Genomic DNA, 17,335 nt, shown 5'->3' on the forward strand with positions numbered 1-17,335 from the left:
CTTTTGAGTAGTGTTTAAGGTGATTGCGGTTCGGGAATTCAGTCAGGTGGTGAACTGTTCGAAGGCGAGGTCGACCTCCAATGCAGCGAAGCACGAGTCAACGGCGGCGCGCGCTTGCAGCAATGCGCGGCACGCAGGATCGGGCGTCGGCACGTAATGGTTGTAGAACGTGCTGCCCTCCACGGCAGGTCCCAGAACCCACAGCCGCGGCTGGACCTTGCCGTCGCTGCCTACCGCACGGTTTTGCCGGTCGACTTCGATGCCGTCGGCCGGATACGGGTGGGCTGGGCGCACCAATCCTTGCTTGAGCAAGTCATCGAGCAACGCAGAGCGGCTGCCTGACAAGCCGCTGTGTGCAGTCCGCGCCTTGATCACCCTATCGACCTGAATACCCGGCCCATGGATTTGCATGGGCGCCAGCACCTTGACGATCCCGGCGTCCATCAGCGCCAGCAAATCTTCGTAGCGTTCCTGCTGCGGACCGCCCACCAGTCGATTGCCAAGCGCCGCCCACAGGCTATAAAACCCTTGGATCGAGGCGTCAGTCAGCCCGTTGTGATCGATTGCCAGGCGCAATACATCGCGACAATCGCGCCACACTTCCAGCGCTTGCGTCAGCGGATTCGCGCCCCTGCCTTGACGACTGCGCAGCAGATCGGCTTCGATCCACTGGCGAAACCATTGCTCATAAGCGGCAGGCTCGCCTTGCCAGTGCCCGATGGGCAAATGGACGTTGGGATCGAACGATCCACACCTCGCACGCATTTCGTCTTTGATCAAGGGCAGCACTTGCCTGACAAAATCCAGACGCCCATCGACGCTTTCCCGTCTCAAGGAGCGGATCGCCGCGGGGGTAAAAAACCTTGCTGGTTCAGGCGCAGGTTGATCGGGCCGCCATTGCGGCCGTGCATGAAACGGCAGGCCGCTGCGTGAGAAAAGATAGATCTGTGGCTCGCGCCCTGAGGGCTGATACCGCCAGCCGCTGACGCTGTTGTCCCGGACATAGCGCCCGCCGCGTCCTTGGGTCAGCTCTGCCAGGGTGTCCATCGCCGTCAGGCCGAGGCCTTCGATAGCAACGTGCTTTTCCGTCACCGACTCAAACTGGTGCGGCGCATGGCCGGTGGTCAAGAACACGCCATCGACAGCCATTTGTTGTCCGCCGCTACCGCTCAGCTGAAAGCCAGACTCCCCTGCGCTCGGGCAGCAGCCGACTACTGATTGCGGGTAATGGCGCACCTGGACATGGGCCGGACATAACTTCAGCAGGTAGCGGTAGCTGTCGCGCAAATAGCGCCCGAGCAAGCGACGCGGGGCGAAGTCGCCAAACTCCACAGGTCTGCCCTCCGCGTCGAGGTGCCCGCGCTCGTCAAGTCCCACGTCTTGAGCCAAGCACCATTGCAGGAATGTCAGGCCGGCGGGCTCATCCGGCATCCATGCGGGAAACGCGGCGGAGAACGCAGAAATCTGTCCAGCCATGGTGTTGAGCATCAGGTAATCCGCTTGCTCTGGCAGATGCAGCCCGCTGCCGGGTGTCTGCGGATCGAACACCTCGATCACCCATTGCCGGTCGGGATTTCTCCGCGCCAGTCCAATCAGCTGCTCCAGGATGCTCAGGCCTCGGGAACCCATGCCGACGATCGCCACACGCTGGGCGCTGCGCACTGCATGCAGACCGCTCACCAGCGGTTCGACTCAAAGAAGAAGTCCGCAACCGGCAGTGCCTTGCCCTGGGCGATGGCCGTGTCGTAGACCCGTTTTCCCACCGCCAGATCAAGCACGCCAAGGCCAAATGGCGAAAAAATCGTCGGCCGATCAGGGCTGAGTTCCACCTGGCCGAGCATCAATTGCGCCAGGGTGCCAGTGATGAAGGAACGGTCCTCATACTGCTGCACGGCCAGGTGCGGCGAGGTCTGGGCCTTGAGGCAGTGTTCGATGTCATCCAGAACGTTATTGGCCTGGGCAATGACGTCTGGCCCAAGATCACGCAGGGAAATGTTGAGCACCAGCTGCTCCGGGCGAAACCTGTGCTGTAGCACATAAGGCGTTGGCGCGGTGGTCGCGAACAGCACGATGTCGGCGAGCAAGGCCTCTTGCAGTTCGACGCGCTGGGCGGGTAATTGATGCTGCGCGGTGACATGCAGCAACAGCGCCTCCGCCGATTCCGCGTGCAGATCGCAAACCTGCACAGTGCCGATATCCCAGCCATCGCTGACGAACAGGTCAAGAATGGTCCGGGAGATAAACCCGGCGCCGACGATGGCCAGACGACCGACTTTACGTTGTTGCCGGTTCAGCCAGCGCGCCGCCAATACGGCCGAAGCGGCCGTGCGCATTGCGCTGATGCGCGAGGCTTCAAGGCAGGCGTAGGCGTAACCGGTGTCCGGCCGATTGAGGATGAGTACCGCTGACGCCCGCTGCAGGCCGGAGTCGAGATTGCCGGGGAAACTGGAAATCCACTTGATACCACTGACCGGCTGGGTGCCCGAGACGCTGGCGGGCAAGGCAATGATCCGATTCGCCGGTGCCTCGGGGAACCGCAAGAAGTAGCTGTCCGGGTTGATCGAGCGCCCGGCTTCGTGTTCCAGGTAAGCGCGTTCGACATCAGCGATGCAGGCGCAAGGATCAGCCGCCAGAATCTGCGCAACCACTTTGCCGTCCACCGCATGGAACGCTGCCTGCTTGATGCGCGCTGCACGCAGGTCAGTGGTCCAGCCGGGCTCGATGTGCAGGTCATCCAGCTTCATCTGCAACACGTCTTTGCCAAAGCGCTGTTCGACCCATTGATCGTCATACAGGGTGTCGAGATAGCGTTCGCCCCAATCCGGCGACAAAGCCACCACCACTGCGCCCGACTCGATTCGTTCGCGCCAGGCGTGCACGGCGCAGATCACCGTCGCCGTAGAGCCGCCCACCAAAAGCCCTTTGTTGCGCGCCAACAGCCGACACATGGCCACGGTGCGCGCTTCAGGAACCATCTCCAGATAATCAATACCTTCGGCAGTGAAAATCGGCGGTCGCTGACTGGTGCCCAGACCGGGGATGAAACGGCGGCTGGGCGGCGTGTCGAACGTCACCGAGCCTACGCTGTCGACGGCAATGATCGTGGTGGTCGGGTGATGCTTCTGGAAATACTGCACACATCCCATCAGCGTGCCGGTGGTGCCCGCGCCCACGAACAGATAGTCGACATGCCCGAAACGCTGGGCAATGGAACGCGCGGTAGTCCGCGCATGGACGCGCGGATTGGCGGCGTTTTCGTATTGGTTGAGCCAGACCAGCTGGGGATCGGCGCTGAGCATGCTGCGGATCAGCGCGATGCGCGTGCCGAGAAACCCGCCATTGGCGTCCGGCTCGTCCACCTGGATAACGTCGGCGCCATAACAGCGCATCATGCGGATGTTGTGATCGGAACTATTGGGGTCGACCACACAGGTGAACTTGATGCCACGCTCGGCGCAGATCATCGCCAGCGCCACGCCCAGGTTGCCGGATGAAGATTCAATCAGCCGGGTGTCCGCCGTGATCAGCCCCCTGCCCTGCAGATCATCGATGAGGCCGACTGCGGTCTTGAGCTTGATCGAGCCCGCCGGGTTGAGCGATTCCATCTTGAGGAAAAACGTTTGGCCCAGCCCCGAGACTTTGAGAAAAGCCTGGTCGTGAACGATGTCGGAAATGTTTTCGTACATGCTTTCGTCCATGGCGATCACTCACTGAGCCAGCGCAGGTTGAGGATGTTTTTGCGCCTGAACAGCCTGTTGCAGACCATTGGCGATACGCTCGGCGCGCAAGGCCATGAGCGAAAATGACTGGCTGTCGCTGATGCCGTGGCTGCGTTCGGAGAGGCCGTTGACCCACACCTTCACGTCGCAATCACCCTGAGTGGCGACGCTGTAATCACGATCAATGACCAACCCGTCGTCTACGCCGGCCTTGAGCCAGGGTTGCAGGTTGCTCAACAGCGGCGGCATCAGGTACTGCTGATAGCCGGAGCCAAGGACGATGACGTCGACTTCCAGCACTTCGCTGTGTTGGCTGAAGGTATCGGTCAGGGTCACGCGATAACCCGCTTCGCCGTGTTCGACTTTGGTAATGGCGCGGTAGGCGTAGGTTTGCAGACGCTGACGGCCGGCGATGGAGTCTTCGTACATCAGCGAGAACAGCTTCTGGCTTTCATCCGGATCAATTCCGGCGTAGTTGGTGGCGCGGCTCCAGTCGAGGAACTGCTGCCGGGCCGCAGCATCGAGGCTGTGGAAGTAATCCACGTGGTCCGGGGCGAACACCCGGTTGGGAAATTGCCCCAGTTGGGTCAGCTTGAAACCCGCCGAGCGATGCACGGAATGCACTTGAATGGCGCTGTCACGCCCAGTCAGTTCCAGCACCGACTCACTGGCGCTTTGCCCCGAGCCGATCACCATCCAGCGTTTGGGCAATGCTCGGCCAAAGGCTTGCAGACGCGTCAGAAACTGCGAGGTATGAAACAGCGTTGGCCCCAGCAGCGCCTGAAATTGCTCCGGCACGCGTGGCGCGGTGCCGCTCGACAGCACAACATTGCGCGTCACGAAGCTGCCCTGCGCGGTGTCGATGCGAACCTGGCTCAGGCGGCCATCGCGAATGATCGGCAGGATTTCACTCACCGACGCGTTGAAGTGGGTGTGACCGTTGACCTGCTGCGCCACCCAGCCGACGTAATCCGACCATTCATGGCGGCTGGCCGGGCGACCGAGCAAACCGAAGTCGAACAGGCGCCCGCGTTCTTTCAGGTACATGGCAAAAGAGAACCGGCTGCGGGGGTTACGCGGCGTCACCAGATCCCGAAAAACATGGTGATTGATGTCGGTGCCGGCCAGTAAAAGCTCCCTGTGCCACTGGGTATCGTGCGCGGCCTCCAGATAGCGCACCGACAGCTTTGCCAGCGGCGCGTCCACGTCCTGTGCGTCGGCGAAAACGCAGGACAGGGCAATGCCTGCGGGTCCGAAGCCAATACATAGGGCGTCCGCGTGAACGGCGCCAGCGGGTGAATCAAGCATAGAAGTACCCATCCATTGAGTTGAAGTTGTGTTGGAGCGGTGAGCGCAGTGTCAGAACAAGGTCAATCGGCGATGGGCATCAGACCCGCGACTCCCACCTGCCAGAGGCCGGTACTAGCACCCCGGCATTCACCCTGATCGAAACTGACCGCGCCCAGCGGCGTCGCGAAGGTCTCGTGATTCAAGGCATGCAGCAGTTCAGTCGGTCGCCACGAGCGCCGGGCCAATTGGGCCAATACGTGAAACATCAGCAGGCTTTCGCGGAAGTAGGTTTCAGGTTCCGCACCGAACAGCGCGCGGTGACTGGCGGATTCGTTGGCTGCAGACCCAGCAGTGCCAAAGCCGATGACGTAGGTGTTCACGTCCTGTGCTGCGGCGTTGCCCAGATATGGCGAAGCGGCGTCGTCGGTGAGCACCAGTGCTCGTTGGCTGCCGCTGCGGCGGCGCGCATGCCAATGCTCGCGGCTGCTGGCCAGACGTCCGGCGAACACTTCCACCTGCGCCTGCTCGCGGTCGACTGTGCGGCGTATCCCGGAATCGCTGGTGACTTGAGCAATGACCTTGGCCAGCGCCTGACCGTGGGCGCTGGGATCAGCGTCGATATGCACGCAGGTCCATTTCCTGTGCCTGAGCCAAGCGACCACATCTTTCGCCAGATGTCGGTCCGAAGGGCAAAAGCGAAATACGTTGGGATTGTCCTGGGTCAGGCAATCAATGGTGGCTGCCGGGCTCAGTAACCCAATGCCGGCCTGCCGATAGATACCCGCAGCGACCATTGCCGCGTCGGACGAAAAATGCCCGATCACCAGATCCACTTTCGCGGCGACCAGCTGCCGGGCCACTTGCTCTGCGCGTGCGGGATTGGCGCCGTCATCGCAAAACTGCCAGTGCACATGGTCAAAACCCGGTATGCCGTTGCGCGCCACGGTCATCGCCCGCAGAAAGGTTCGGCCATGGGGCGTGTCTGCGGGATCGAATAACGCGCTGACGCCAACCTTGAACCGGCTCATGGCTGCACGCTCGACAGGCCGCCCGCGCGGCTCATCGCTCGATCCGGCGACAACGCCGACCAGCCGCCATCCGAATCCTGATGCCGCAAGTGTCGCTGCAACTGCTCGAAGGCAATCTGTGCAATTCCCGGTGCCAGTTTGAAGCCAAGGCCACACAAACCTGTCGCCAGATAAACCGGGCTTTGCCTACCGTAAAACCCCACCAGCGGCCTGCCGTCCAGACTGTAACTGTCGAAGCCGGGCAGCACGTCGAGTACTGCTGCGTCGTTGGCGCCAAGCAGATGGTGCACCCGCTCCCGTGCATCTTGCTGATTGCGAACATCGGGCAGCGCGAGGTGTTCAGGAAACTCCCGTACCTCGCGGAATCCACACCCGGCTTGCACCAGATGGCGACTCAGCGGAATGGCATACGCCTGGGTTTCGCTGTCGATGATCGGCATGCTGCAATCGTTGGCGGTGACGACCCGCGCCAAGGGAATCGACCGGGTTTGCAAGTGCAGATCGGGCAGCAGACGCCGACTCCACGCGCCTGCGGCAACCACCACCGCCCGACAGCGTAAAGTTACAGCGCCCAGATCAACGTGGGCTTGGTGCCGCGAGCGACACTCAATGCCTTTGACCTCACAGTGCTCCAGCAACAAGCCGTCTTGCCGCACCGAATTGGCCAGCAACGCGGTCGCCAGACGAACATTGCCGACGCACGCCTGGGGTTCATACAGATTTACCCGCTCCGAGCTCGGCGACCGGGGGAAATGTCCGCCATTGAACTCTTCACTGGAGACCAGACGCATCGGATATTGCGCGCTGGCGTGCTGTTCAATAGCCCGGGAAATTCGCTCCTGCTGGTCCGGCGCCGCTCGATACAGCACGCCGCTGCGGCGTAATGCACGGGCATAAGTGGCGGCGAAAATCCCCTCGCGCATCACTCCGATGGAATACGCGGCCAGTTCCATCAGTAGCGGATCCGGGTCGTACAAACGCACCAGACCACCAGATAGCGCACTGGCACCGCTCGCTGCGCTGCCGTCCTTGTCAATCAACGCCACGGAAATTCCGGCGCTGCACAACCTGGCCGCGATACTGGCGCCGACAATGCCGGCACCGATAACGGCAACTTCGTAATCCATAAACATTGTGTTCCAACCTGTCAGATGGAGTAGTCGGCTGCGCAGCCATTGAGAATCGTCGCGTTGACCCGATCCATCTGCAGCGCATACGCCTCGACGATGCGCTGCGTGGTGTCCGGGATCAGCGCCAGGCCAATGACGGCGATGAACGCAGCGAAATGGTTGACCGCACGACCTTCGGCCAGGCGCGTACGCGTGATCGCGATCACGTCGAGCAGCACCGAAGCCATGTCCTTCATGGAGAATCGATCTGGCTGCGAGGCTTTGAGCCATTGCAGACGCAGGGCTTCGAGCAGCGCGGCGTCCGGGCCACACATGCCGCTCCACCAACTCTCGCCACCTTGCGCGCCGACGCGGAGCAAGGCCGGAAAGAACTCGCCGAACAACTCCTCGCGCCACGTCAGGAACTGCTGTAACCGGAAATCGCCTTCGCTTTCTTCCGGGGCGATGCTGGCCAGATACAAGCGCGCGCTGTCGGCGCAGGCCTGACGCGCCAGATCCGCGACCCAGATGGCGTGGTTGCGACTGGTCGACAGGTTCAAACCGTCCAGCTTGAGGAACTGATTCGGTACGAAATGTTGGCTGACGCGCAGGTCATCCATCGTCGAAAGTAACGCCGGATAAACGATGGCGTGACTGAACACGCAATCGAAACCGAGAAAGTGGACCAGCGTGCCCTGCCCCGATTGCCAGTACTGTTGATACAACTCCGGCTTGCCGACTTGCGCGGCATATTCGCGAAAGGCCGCCATGTATCCGGCCAGCCCCATGAACCAGGTATGAATCCGGCACGAGCCATCGGCGGCGAGATCCAGCCCGGCATCGCCGGGGCGTGTCACCCCCCAGTCATGAAGATGCTCAAGGGTATCGAGCAGCCAGGCATCCAGCGGCTGGCGCCATTGGCGATTGAGCAGCGCGTCACGTAATGCCGGTTTCAACTGCGCCAGCTTGAGAAAACCACGATGCGCGCTTCGCCACTGCACAGGCTGGCTGCACAACTTGCAGCGCAGATCGGTCATCTGTTGCGCATCCGGCGCCTGGGCGCAGTTCTCGCATTGGCTGGCGTCGGATTCCGCGCCACAGTAATTGCACAAGCCGCGAGCGAATGCCTCGTAGCCCCAGACCGCACAGTCCGGGCAATAAGCTTCCTGGGAGTCGCGAAATTCGATGACCCCGGCAGCGCGAGCCTTGTCGAACACTTCGCGAACAGCGTCTGCGAAAAAAACGTTCTGGAACGGTCGCAGCCAGTTGTCCGGCTGGATATTGATCGCTGCCAGCGACGCTTGAATCCGGTCTGAATTACGGCTGGCCAGCAGCATTGGTTCGACGCCCTGCTCCAGGCCTTTGCGCAGCATGTACGACTGATAGTCGTCGGAGTAGGAAACCAGCACGCAGTCATGACCGCGCTGGCGCTGCACACGGGTGAAAACGTCGGCGGCGAGAAAGGGCCCGGCGATATGGCCGATGTGCAGGTCGCCGTTCGGCGTTGGTGGCGTAATGGTGACGATGTACTTAGTCATCCAGACACCCCGTTGTGTCATCGTGCTGGGCAACGAAGCCGTTGACGTAATTCATGTCCCACCAGATGACGTAGAAATGAAAGTCCTCTTCCGAGTCATTGATGATGTAGTGATTGGTGTGTTTCGGAATTGCCGCGATATCGCCAACGCCGAACTCCAGTTCACGCTCGCCGACGATCAACCGGCATCGGCCTTTGATGGCGATGAATAGCTCCTGATCGATCTGCGTGTGCGCTTCGCTGCGCGTCCCCGGACGCACCACGCACCAGCCGCCGGCAAACGGCATCGGATAGCCCGGCCACGGCAACAGGCGGCTGCCGTCCAGACCGTACTCATGAACGAGACCGGTGAAATCGGTTGATCGGTGTATGGCGAACTTATGCATGGTCTGGCCCGTACTTTTTAGATGGCCGCCAGCATGCAATCAGCGATAGTGTCCGGCTATCTCATCCATAGATATAACCCTCGTCACGTATCGATTTTTTAAATGGGCATCACTATCAATGATGACGTGTATCGATAACCACCATTTCAGCACGCCTGGATTGGCGCCTAGAATTCACGCCAACAGCAAAGCAATCTTGAAACTTTGCAGACTTGTTAATTTAATAGTTGGAGCGCCTCATGAAAACTTATGCAATGTTCGCAGCGTTATCATTATTCTCGGTATTTGCCTCGGCCAACGGCCAGGTGCCCAATGCTAATAACGCTGCACAACAATCCACCCCGGCCGTGCAATATAACTACTCACAACACCTTGATATTGCGAAGGTTATCCAGACTACGCCTGCCAATGACAACGTTTGCGGCCAGGTTGACGCGCACATGATCTACCTCGACAGCCAGGGCGTTCGCCACAATCTTGAATACACCCGCGCTGGCAACGGTTGCCAGAATGGTTGAACCAGACGCCCTGTAGGAGCTAACGTGTTGGCGAAGCCCAGTACTTTGCGAACACGTTAGCTCCTACAGTTCGTTATTGCTGAATCCAATAGCCCGGCCGGTTATAAACTTCTTTCAGGAACGCAATAAAGAACCTGATTTTGGCCGGAAGATAATGCTGTTGCGGATAGACGCCTTGAATGTCGTAGTTGGGCAGCGCGAACTCATCCAGCACGGTCACCAGCTCACCGGTGTTCAGCTCATTCTGGATTTCCCACACGGAACGCCAGCTCAAACCCAGGCCGCGTTTGGCCCAGTCGAATAACAGCTCGCCGTCGTTGCAATATAAATTCCCCGCAACTTTCACCGCGACCTGCCTGCCATCGCGTTGAAACGTCCAGCCCCGATGCTGCCCGCCTTGCAGGTTGAACGCCAGACAGTTGTGCTCAGTCAGGTCTTCGAGGGTTTGCGGATAACCGTGGGCGGCAAAATATGAAGGCGCACCACAGACCACTCGCTGGTTTTCATACAACTTGATGGCGACATAGTTGGGATCGAGCACTTCGCCGATGCGAATGCTCATGTCGTAGCCCTCGCGCACCAGATCAATCACGTTATCGGTCAGGTTGAACGACAGGTTCAGCTCGGGGAACCGTGCCTGGAATTCCGGCGCATGCGGTGCGACATGCCGCCGGCCGAAACCGGCTGGTGCCGACACCACCAGATGCCCGCGCACCGCGCTTTCGTTCTCGCTGACGCTGGCGTCCAGCTCGTCGAAGTTGCTCAGTAGCGCCCTGGCGTTTTCCAGATATGACTCGCCCAACTCAGTCAGGGTCAGACCGCGCGTCGAGCGATGAATCAACTTCACCCCCAACCTCGCCTCCAGCGCACTCAAGCGCCGGCCCATGATGACCGGCGTTACACCCTCGACCAGAGCGGCTGCGGCAAAGCTGCCACGGGTGGCTACCAGAACGTAGCTGCGCAGTTCGGTATAACGATCCATTCGATACTCCTGATACCGACAGAAATGCCCCGCACTGCAATTCCCATCGATATGGATTGAAAGCAGTCTAGGCCCATACAAAAACTATCGAGCTCAGGAGACTAACAAATGACCATCATGAGAGCCATCGAAGCCGCTGTACTGGTCATGCGTCGCGAAGGTATCGACAGTGCATTCGGTATTCCTGGCGCGGCCATCAATCCGTTATACGCCGCGCTGAAAAAAATCGGCGGCATCGATCACGTGCTGGCCCGCCACGTTGAAGGCGCGTCGCATATGGCCGAGGGTTATACCCGCGCGGTGGCGGGCAATATCGGCGTGTGTATCGGCACGTCCGGCCCGGCCGGAACAGATATGATCACCGGCCTGTATTCGGCTTCGGCGGACTCGATTCCGATCCTGTGCATCACCGGCCAGGCGCCGCGTGCGCGAATGCACAAGGAGGACTTCCAGGCCGTCGACATTGCCAGCATCGCCGCGCCGGTCTGCAAATGGGCCACGACGGTCATGGAACCGGGCCAGGTGCCTTACGTTTTTCAGAAAGCCTTCCAGTTGATGCGCAGCGGTCGCCCCGGCCCGGTCCTCGTCGACTTGCCGTTTGACGTGCAGATGGCGGAAATCGAATTCGATATCGACGCCTACGAACCGCTGCCCATCGTCAAACCCCAGGCCAGCCGCAAGCAGATCGAAAAAGCGTTGGCCATGCTCAATGCCGCCGAGCGCCCATTGATCGTGGCGGGTGGCGGCATCATCAATGCAGATGCTTCTTTGGCGTTGGTGGAGTTCGCCGAACTGACGGGCATTCCGGTCATCCCGACGTTGATGGGCTGGGGCACGATCCCCGACGATCACCCGCAGATGGCCGGCATGGTCGGTCTGCAAACCTCCCATCGTTACGGCAACGCCACGCTGCTGGAATCGGATCTGGTGCTGGGCATCGGCAATCGCTGGGCCAACCGCCATACCGGTACGGTGGCGGTGTACAGCGAAGGTCGGCAGTTCATCCATATCGATATCGAGCCGACCCAGATCGGTCGCGTGCTCATGCCTGACCTGGGCATTGTTTCCGACGCGGGCGCTGCGCTGGATATGTTCATCGAGGTCGCCCGTGAATGGCACACCGCTGGCAAGCTGAAAAACCGCAGCGCCTGGCTGGCCAGCTGTCAGCAACGCAAGCGCACCTTGCAACGCAAGACCCACTTCGACGACATGCCGATCAAGCCGCAGCGGGTTTACCAAGAGATGAATCGCTTCTTCGGCAAGGACACCTGCTACATCAGCACCATCGGCCTGTCGCAGATCGCCGGCGCGCAATTCCTGCACGTTTACAAGCCTCGGCACTGGATCAACTGCGGCCAGGCCGGTCCGCTGGGCTGGACCATTCCCGCCGCGCTGGGCGTGGTCAAGGCCGATCCGGGCCGTAACGTGGTGGCGTTATCCGGCGACTACGACTTCCAGTTCATGATCGAGGAGCTGGCCGTTGGCGCGCAATTCAAGCTGCCGTACATCCATGTGGTGGTGAACAACTCCTATCTGGGCCTGATTCGCCAGGCGCAGCGCGGCTTCGACATGGATTTTTGCGTGCAGCTGGCGTTCGACAATATCAACGCCCCCGAGCTGGAAGGTTATGGCGTCGACCATGTGGCGGTGGCCGAGGGGTTGGGTTGCAAGGCGATTCGGGTGACCGATCCGGCCCATCTGCAAGCGGCCTTTGCTGAAGCCCGGTCGCTCATGCAGCAGCACCGCGTGCCGGTAATCGTCGAGGTCATTCTGGAGCGCGTTACCAACATTGCCATGGGCACCGAGATCAACGCCATCAACGAATTCGAAGCGCTGGCTGAAACCCGCGCCGATGCACCGACTTCCGTCAGTCTGATGGACTGACCCCCACCTTTACGAGGAACCGACATGCCACGTCTTTGCGCCAACCTCTCCATGCTGTTCACCGAAGTGGACTTTCTGCAACGTTTCGATGCAGCGTCCCGTGCTGGCTTCAGCGGCGTCGAGTACCTGTTTCCGTACGAATTCAGCTCCGCGCAGATCAAGGCGGAACTGGACGCCAATGGCCTGACCCAGGTGCTGTTCAATTTACCGGCCGGGGATTGGGCCAGCGGCGAACGCGGCATTGCCTGCCACCCGGATCGGGTCGAGGAATTTCGCTCCGGGGTCGATCTGGCCATTGCTTACGCCAAAGTGCTGGGCAATACCCAGATCAACTGCCTGGCCGGGATTCCTGTGGCGGGCGCCAGCGCCACGCTGACCGAGCGGACATTGGTCAGCAACCTCAGATTCGCGGCGGACAAACTGCAGGCGGCGGGCATTCGCCTGATCGTGGAAATGATCAATACCCGGGATATTCCGGGCTTCTACCTCACCACCACGCGCCAGGCCCTGGACATTCTGGAGCAGGTTGGCAGCAGCAATCTGGCGCTGCAATACGACATCTATCACATGCAAATCATGGAAGGCGATCTGGCCCGAACCCTTGAAAACAACCTGTCGGTAATCCAGCACGTACAGCTGGCCGACAATCCGGGCCGCCATGAGCCGGGCACCGGCGAGATCAACTATCACTTCCTGTTCGGCCACCTCGACCGCATCGGTTATCAGGGCTGGATTGGCTGCGAATACAAACCGCTGACGACCACCGAGGCGGGCCTGGGCTGGATGAAGTCCCACAACGTTGTTTAATTGCAGCGTGTTCAATTTTTAATAAGAAGGAGCATTTCCATGGCTAGCATTGGATTTATTGGCACCGGCATCATGGGCCTGCCCATGGCCCTCAACCTGATCAAGGCCGGGCACAGCCTGCTGCTTTCCGACCATCACTCGCCGGCACCCGAATCCCTGAGAGACAGCGGCGCACAAGTACTGCACAGCCCCAAGGCGGTGGCGCAGGCGGCTGAGTTCATTATCGTCATGTTGCCCAATACTCCCGATGTCGAGCGGGTGTTGTTCGGCGAGGACGGCATCGCCCAAGGCAGCTCTGAAGGTAAAGTCGTTATCGACATGAGTTCCATCTCGCCCTCGGCGACCAAGGCGTTTGCCGAGAAGATCAGCGCCACGGGCGCCCGTTATCTGGATGCGCCAGTGTCGGGCGGCGAAGTCGGGGCCAAGGCCGCGACCTTGAGCATCATGGTCGGCGGTGATCAGGACACCTTCGAGCGCGCCCTGCCCTTGCTGCAAGCCATGGGCAAAAACATCACGTTGGTGGGCGGCAACGGTGATGGGCAGACCGCCAAGGTCGCCAATCAGATTATCGTCGCCCTGAACATTCAGGCGGTTGCCGAAGCGTTGCTGTTCGCCGCGAAGAATGGCGCCGACCCGGCCAAGGTTCGCGAGGCATTGATGGGTGGATTTGCCGGTTCGAAGATTCTTGAGGTGCATGGCGAGCGGATGATCAAGGGCACGTTCAACCCCGGATTCCGCATTGCCCTGCATCAGAAGGATCTGAATCTGGCACTTGAAGGGGCGCGTGAGTTGAACCTGAACCTGCCCAACACCGCCAATGCTCAGCAAGTGTTCAGCACCTGCGCGGCCCTGGGTGGCAGCCAGTGGGATCACTCGGCCCTGATCAAGGGGCTGGAGCACATGGCGAACTTCTCGATTCGCGAGGAATAAGAGATTTGCTCGCCATCCAGCCAGGCCGCCCGTCGCAAGCGGCCTGGCTGTCTTCAACCGATCACGTTTAGCCGATCAGAAAATATTGATCGGATAATCGGCGATCAGGCGCAGTTCGTTGTTATCCCCTTCGGCCTGATCCGCATTGCCTCGGTGAAACGACTGACGCATGCGCAATGCCAGGTCCTTGACCGGGCCGGATTGCACCACGTATTTGGCTTCTACATCGGTTTCATGGTGTTTGCCGTCATCACCATATCCGTAGTTGCGATATGGGCTGTTAGCGTCCATATGGCTGCCGTCGATATCATCACTCGTGATATAGCGCGCCATGAAACTAAGGCCCGGCACGCCATAACTTGCCATGTTCAAATCGTAGCGTGCCTGCCAGGATTTCTCTCCGGGTCCGTTGAAATCGGAGTACTGCACGGAGTTGGCGACAAATATGGAGTCAGCGGTGTCGCCCGGTCCATTATGGCCGAAGGCAACATAATCAAATGGCGTATCGCCATGAACTTTCTGGAATGCCAGGGTCACGGTATGCGCAGTCAGGAAAGAATAAGCGGCCGCCAGCGACCAAGTGGTGTTGCTGATATCCCCCGCCTTCGCCTGACCCGAATCATTGGTGCGATAGATATTGAAATCCAGATTCAACGACTGTTGATCCGACAATGGCAGAGTGAAGTTGGTATTCGCGTAGTACTGGTTCCAGACATCTTCCAGATCCGAACCGTACAGGCTGACGGTCAGGTTATCGTTGATGGCGTACTTGCCACCGGCGTAGTCGATACTCTTGGCCGTCACACCCGCATAAGAGGCGTAAAGTTCCTGGCTGTTGTTGGTGGTGACCGGGCCGTTGCTGCTGGTGAAATGCCCCGCATCCAGGTCCAGACCCTGAATTTCACTGCTCAACAGGTTGAAGCCTGTAGCCGTTTGCGGAAACAGACGCGAGCCGCCAGCGGCGAATACCGGTGCCGTGGGTTGCAGGTTGCCCCAATGCAGCTCGGTTTTGGACAGCCGGACCTTCACCGAACCGCCGGCCGTGCCGTATTGGTCTTCGGGTGAGCCATCGTTGCGTACCGGCAGGTTGCCGGTGCCGGAGGTGCCTGCGCCGCCATCCAGCTTGATGCCCCAGTAGCCATAAGCATCGACGCCGAAACCGACGGTGCCTTGGGTAAAGCCGGAACTGAAGTTGCCCAGTACGCCCTGTGTCCAGTCTTTACGATCGCCGGCGCCGTTCTTGCCGTCGCGATTGAAGTAGTAATTCTTGAGGTGGACGTTCAGGCTGCTGCCTTCGACGAAACCGGTGGCTTCGGACTGATCACTGACCGCCGCCGCAGCTGCGAGTTGACTCACGCCCAGTGAAACGGCCAGCGTCAAGATATTGCACTTTACAAACTTCATTGTTTTCCCCTGTATCTCGAATAAGTCTTATCGTTGCAATTCGCGAGTTGCAGGGCGACCCTGGACTCCACCGAATTCAACGATAAATGAACATGTGATCGGCAGAATTTTTTTAAGGACATATATGGTTGACAAGGCAGGATTGAGCAAGGACTCTGGCGATCCACTTCAACAACCCGCTGCCGCTCTACTGTGCATGATGTGCTCCCATGCCCGGATTTTTTAGCATCTTTCGCCAAGTGCCATCATGTTAGTTTGATAATAGTCATTATCGATTATTGTAATAGTTGGACCCTATGAACCGGTGTTAATGTTTGCGGCGATGAAGCACAACGTTTCCATCACTTTCCGACTCCGCATCGGAAAGCAATCGAATACTTTGCTCCACTTCATCATTCCTTTGGTTAGAACTTTATAGCCACCACACATAAGTGCGGTGGCTTTTTTTTTGCGTGCTCTACAGCGCCAGGCTGCGCACGAATGCCTTGATACGCAGGCATGCCTGGGTCAGATGTTCATCGCTTACGGTGAAGGCCAGCCGCACGAAACCTTGCGACGGCTCACCGAATGCGGCGGCGTCGAGTACCGAGACACCGGTCTCGCGCAACAATCGCCAGGCGAACTCCAGCGAGCTGAGCCCCGTGGCGCGAACGTCCAGCAGCACGAACATGCCTGCGTCGGGCTTGAGTACGGTTATTGCCGGACAGTCCTGCAACCCCGCTACCACCAGATCGCGCCGGCGCCGATAGATCTCGCGCATGTTGACCGTCACTTCAGCGTGAGCCGTCACTGCCACCAAAGCGGCCTCCATGACGAAACCGGGCAAACCATAAACCATGCTCAACGACAGGTTTTCCGCATGGCCGATCAGTGCTGGGGTGGCGACAATCCAGCCCATACGCCAGCCGGTCATCGCATGAGATTTGGACAGGCTGCTGACCACGACGCAGCGCTCGGCCATGCCCGGCAAGCTCGCCAGACTGACGTGCTCACGCTCATAGCAAAGGCTTTCATAGACTTCGTCGACGACTACCCACAAGTCATGGGCAATCGCCAGATCGGCAATGGCTTGCAGTTCGGAAACATCCAGCGTCACGCCAGTCGGGTTGTTCGGGTTGGACAGGAATATCGCCCGGGTTCGCGGAGTAACCGCAGCGGCCAGCCGCGCAGTATCAAGGCGAAAGCCCGCGTCCGGATCACAAGCCACCCGCACCAGGGTTGCACCGGAAGCCCTGAGCGTCGCTTCATAAGTGACATACATCGGATCGAGGGAGATCACTTCGTCCCCTGCCTGCAACAAGCACAGGGAGGCAACGAACAAGGCGTTCTGCGCCCCGGCCATGGTGATCACATTTTCCGCGAGTACCTCGCGCCCCAGGGATTTCGCGTAACGCGCGGCAATCGCCTGACGCAACTCGGTACGCCCGGCAATGTGCGTGTAATGGGTATCGCCGGCGCGCAGTGCAGTGATCGCGGCCTCGGTAATAAAGTCCGGGGTCGCGAAATCCGGGTCGCCCACGCTGAGCAGGATCACATCCTCGCCCCGCTCCTGCGCCTCGCAGGCGGCGTAATGAATGTCCCAGGCTGCAACGCCATGGCCGGCAATCCGGTCAACCAGAGGTGAAAAACGCATATACATGCCTCCCTGCCCAGTGAAAGAGCCGACGGCACGGCGTCGGCAAAAGCCGAACCATAAGTAAAACCTCAGGTTCGTTCAACCGCAGCGTCCAGCTGCGGGTTG

Annotated in this window: 13 protein-coding genes and 1 pseudogene; 4 read left to right on the plus strand and 10 right to left on the minus strand. The window is 59.6% G+C overall.

What is annotated here, in order from left to right; genetic code table 11:
- Nucleotides 1–42 precede the first annotated feature (42 nt).
- The 7 genes from AABC73_RS14590 to AABC73_RS14620 form a co-directional block, all read right to left on the minus strand.
- Nucleotides 43–1,629, minus strand: coding sequence for an FAD/NAD(P)-binding protein (locus AABC73_RS14590; RefSeq protein ID WP_341524244.1), 1,587 nt, complete (start codon nucleotides 1,627–1,629; stop codon nucleotides 43–45).
- A gap of 47 nt (nucleotides 1,630–1,676) precedes the next feature.
- A complete protein-coding gene (gene sbnB, locus AABC73_RS14595; protein WP_341524245.1) occupies nucleotides 1,677–3,686 on the minus strand; it encodes a 2,3-diaminopropionate biosynthesis protein SbnB in 2,010 nt (669 codons plus the stop codon).
- Between the two features lie 21 nt (nucleotides 3,687–3,707).
- Nucleotides 3,708–5,027: a SidA/IucD/PvdA family monooxygenase gene (locus AABC73_RS14600; RefSeq protein ID WP_341519784.1), complete on the minus strand. Its 1,320-nt coding sequence runs from the start codon at nucleotides 5,025–5,027 to the stop codon at nucleotides 3,708–3,710.
- Between the two features lie 62 nt (nucleotides 5,028–5,089).
- Nucleotides 5,090–6,037 (minus strand): ABC transporter substrate-binding protein, encoded by a 948-nt coding sequence (locus AABC73_RS14605; protein ID WP_341519785.1) that lies wholly within the window; start codon nucleotides 6,035–6,037, stop codon nucleotides 5,090–5,092.
- On the minus strand, nucleotides 6,034–7,170 hold the full coding sequence (locus AABC73_RS14610; RefSeq protein ID WP_341519786.1) for an FAD-dependent oxidoreductase: 1,137 nt from the start codon (nucleotides 7,168–7,170) through the stop codon (nucleotides 6,034–6,036). Before AABC73_RS14610 ends, AABC73_RS14605 begins: the two co-directional genes overlap by 4 nt.
- A gap of 14 nt (nucleotides 7,171–7,184) precedes the next feature.
- Nucleotides 7,185–8,684, minus strand: a complete 1,500-nt coding sequence (locus AABC73_RS14615; protein WP_341519787.1) for a methionine--tRNA ligase — start codon at nucleotides 8,682–8,684, stop codon at nucleotides 7,185–7,187.
- A complete protein-coding gene (locus AABC73_RS14620; protein ID WP_341519788.1) occupies nucleotides 8,677–9,069 on the minus strand; it encodes a cupin domain-containing protein in 393 nt (130 codons plus the stop codon). Before AABC73_RS14620 ends, AABC73_RS14615 begins: the two co-directional genes overlap by 8 nt.
- 239 nt (nucleotides 9,070–9,308) lie before the next feature.
- Here AABC73_RS14620 and AABC73_RS14625 point away from each other — a divergent pair, with 239 nt between their 5' ends.
- A complete protein-coding gene (locus AABC73_RS14625) occupies nucleotides 9,309–9,587 on the plus strand; it encodes a DUF2790 domain-containing protein (RefSeq protein WP_341519789.1) in 279 nt (92 codons plus the stop codon).
- A gap of 73 nt (nucleotides 9,588–9,660) precedes the next feature.
- Here AABC73_RS14625 and AABC73_RS14630 read toward each other — a convergent pair whose 3' ends face one another.
- Nucleotides 9,661–10,569, minus strand: coding sequence for a LysR family transcriptional regulator (locus tag AABC73_RS14630; RefSeq protein WP_341519790.1), 909 nt, complete (start codon nucleotides 10,567–10,569; stop codon nucleotides 9,661–9,663).
- A gap of 108 nt (nucleotides 10,570–10,677) precedes the next feature.
- Here AABC73_RS14630 and gcl point away from each other — a divergent pair, with 108 nt between their 5' ends.
- The 3 genes from gcl to AABC73_RS14645 are packed head-to-tail and all read left to right on the plus strand — an operon-like array spanning nucleotide 10,678 to nucleotide 14,190.
- Complete coding sequence (gene gcl / locus AABC73_RS14635) at nucleotides 10,678–12,453, plus strand: glyoxylate carboligase (RefSeq protein ID WP_341519791.1); 1,776 nt, start codon at nucleotides 10,678–10,680, stop codon at nucleotides 12,451–12,453.
- A gap of 24 nt (nucleotides 12,454–12,477) precedes the next feature.
- Nucleotides 12,478–13,260 (plus strand): hydroxypyruvate isomerase, encoded by a 783-nt coding sequence (gene hyi, locus AABC73_RS14640; protein WP_341519792.1) that lies wholly within the window; start codon nucleotides 12,478–12,480, stop codon nucleotides 13,258–13,260.
- A gap of 39 nt (nucleotides 13,261–13,299) precedes the next feature.
- The gene (locus tag AABC73_RS14645; RefSeq protein WP_341519793.1) at nucleotides 13,300–14,190 is read left to right on the plus strand and encodes a 2-hydroxy-3-oxopropionate reductase; all 891 of its coding nucleotides are present in this window, start codon (nucleotides 13,300–13,302) and stop codon (nucleotides 14,188–14,190) included.
- Between the two features lie 75 nt (nucleotides 14,191–14,265).
- On the opposite strand, the gene AABC73_RS14650 is transcribed toward AABC73_RS14645, so the two are convergent.
- Nucleotides 14,266–15,594 carry an OprD family porin gene (locus AABC73_RS14650; protein ID WP_341519794.1) on the minus strand — a complete coding sequence of 443 codons (1,329 nt, stop codon included), beginning with the start codon at nucleotides 15,592–15,594 and terminating at the stop codon, nucleotides 14,266–14,268.
- A 466-nt stretch (nucleotides 15,595–16,060) separates the two neighbouring features.
- Nucleotides 16,061–17,227 (minus strand): annotated as a pseudogene (locus AABC73_RS14655) (aminotransferase class I/II-fold pyridoxal phosphate-dependent enzyme); the annotation flags it as partial.
- Nucleotides 17,228–17,335: the final 108 nt, after the last annotated feature.

The organism is Pseudomonas sp. G.S.17, assembly GCF_038096165.1.
GTDB lineage: Bacteria > Pseudomonadota > Gammaproteobacteria > Pseudomonadales > Pseudomonadaceae > Aquipseudomonas.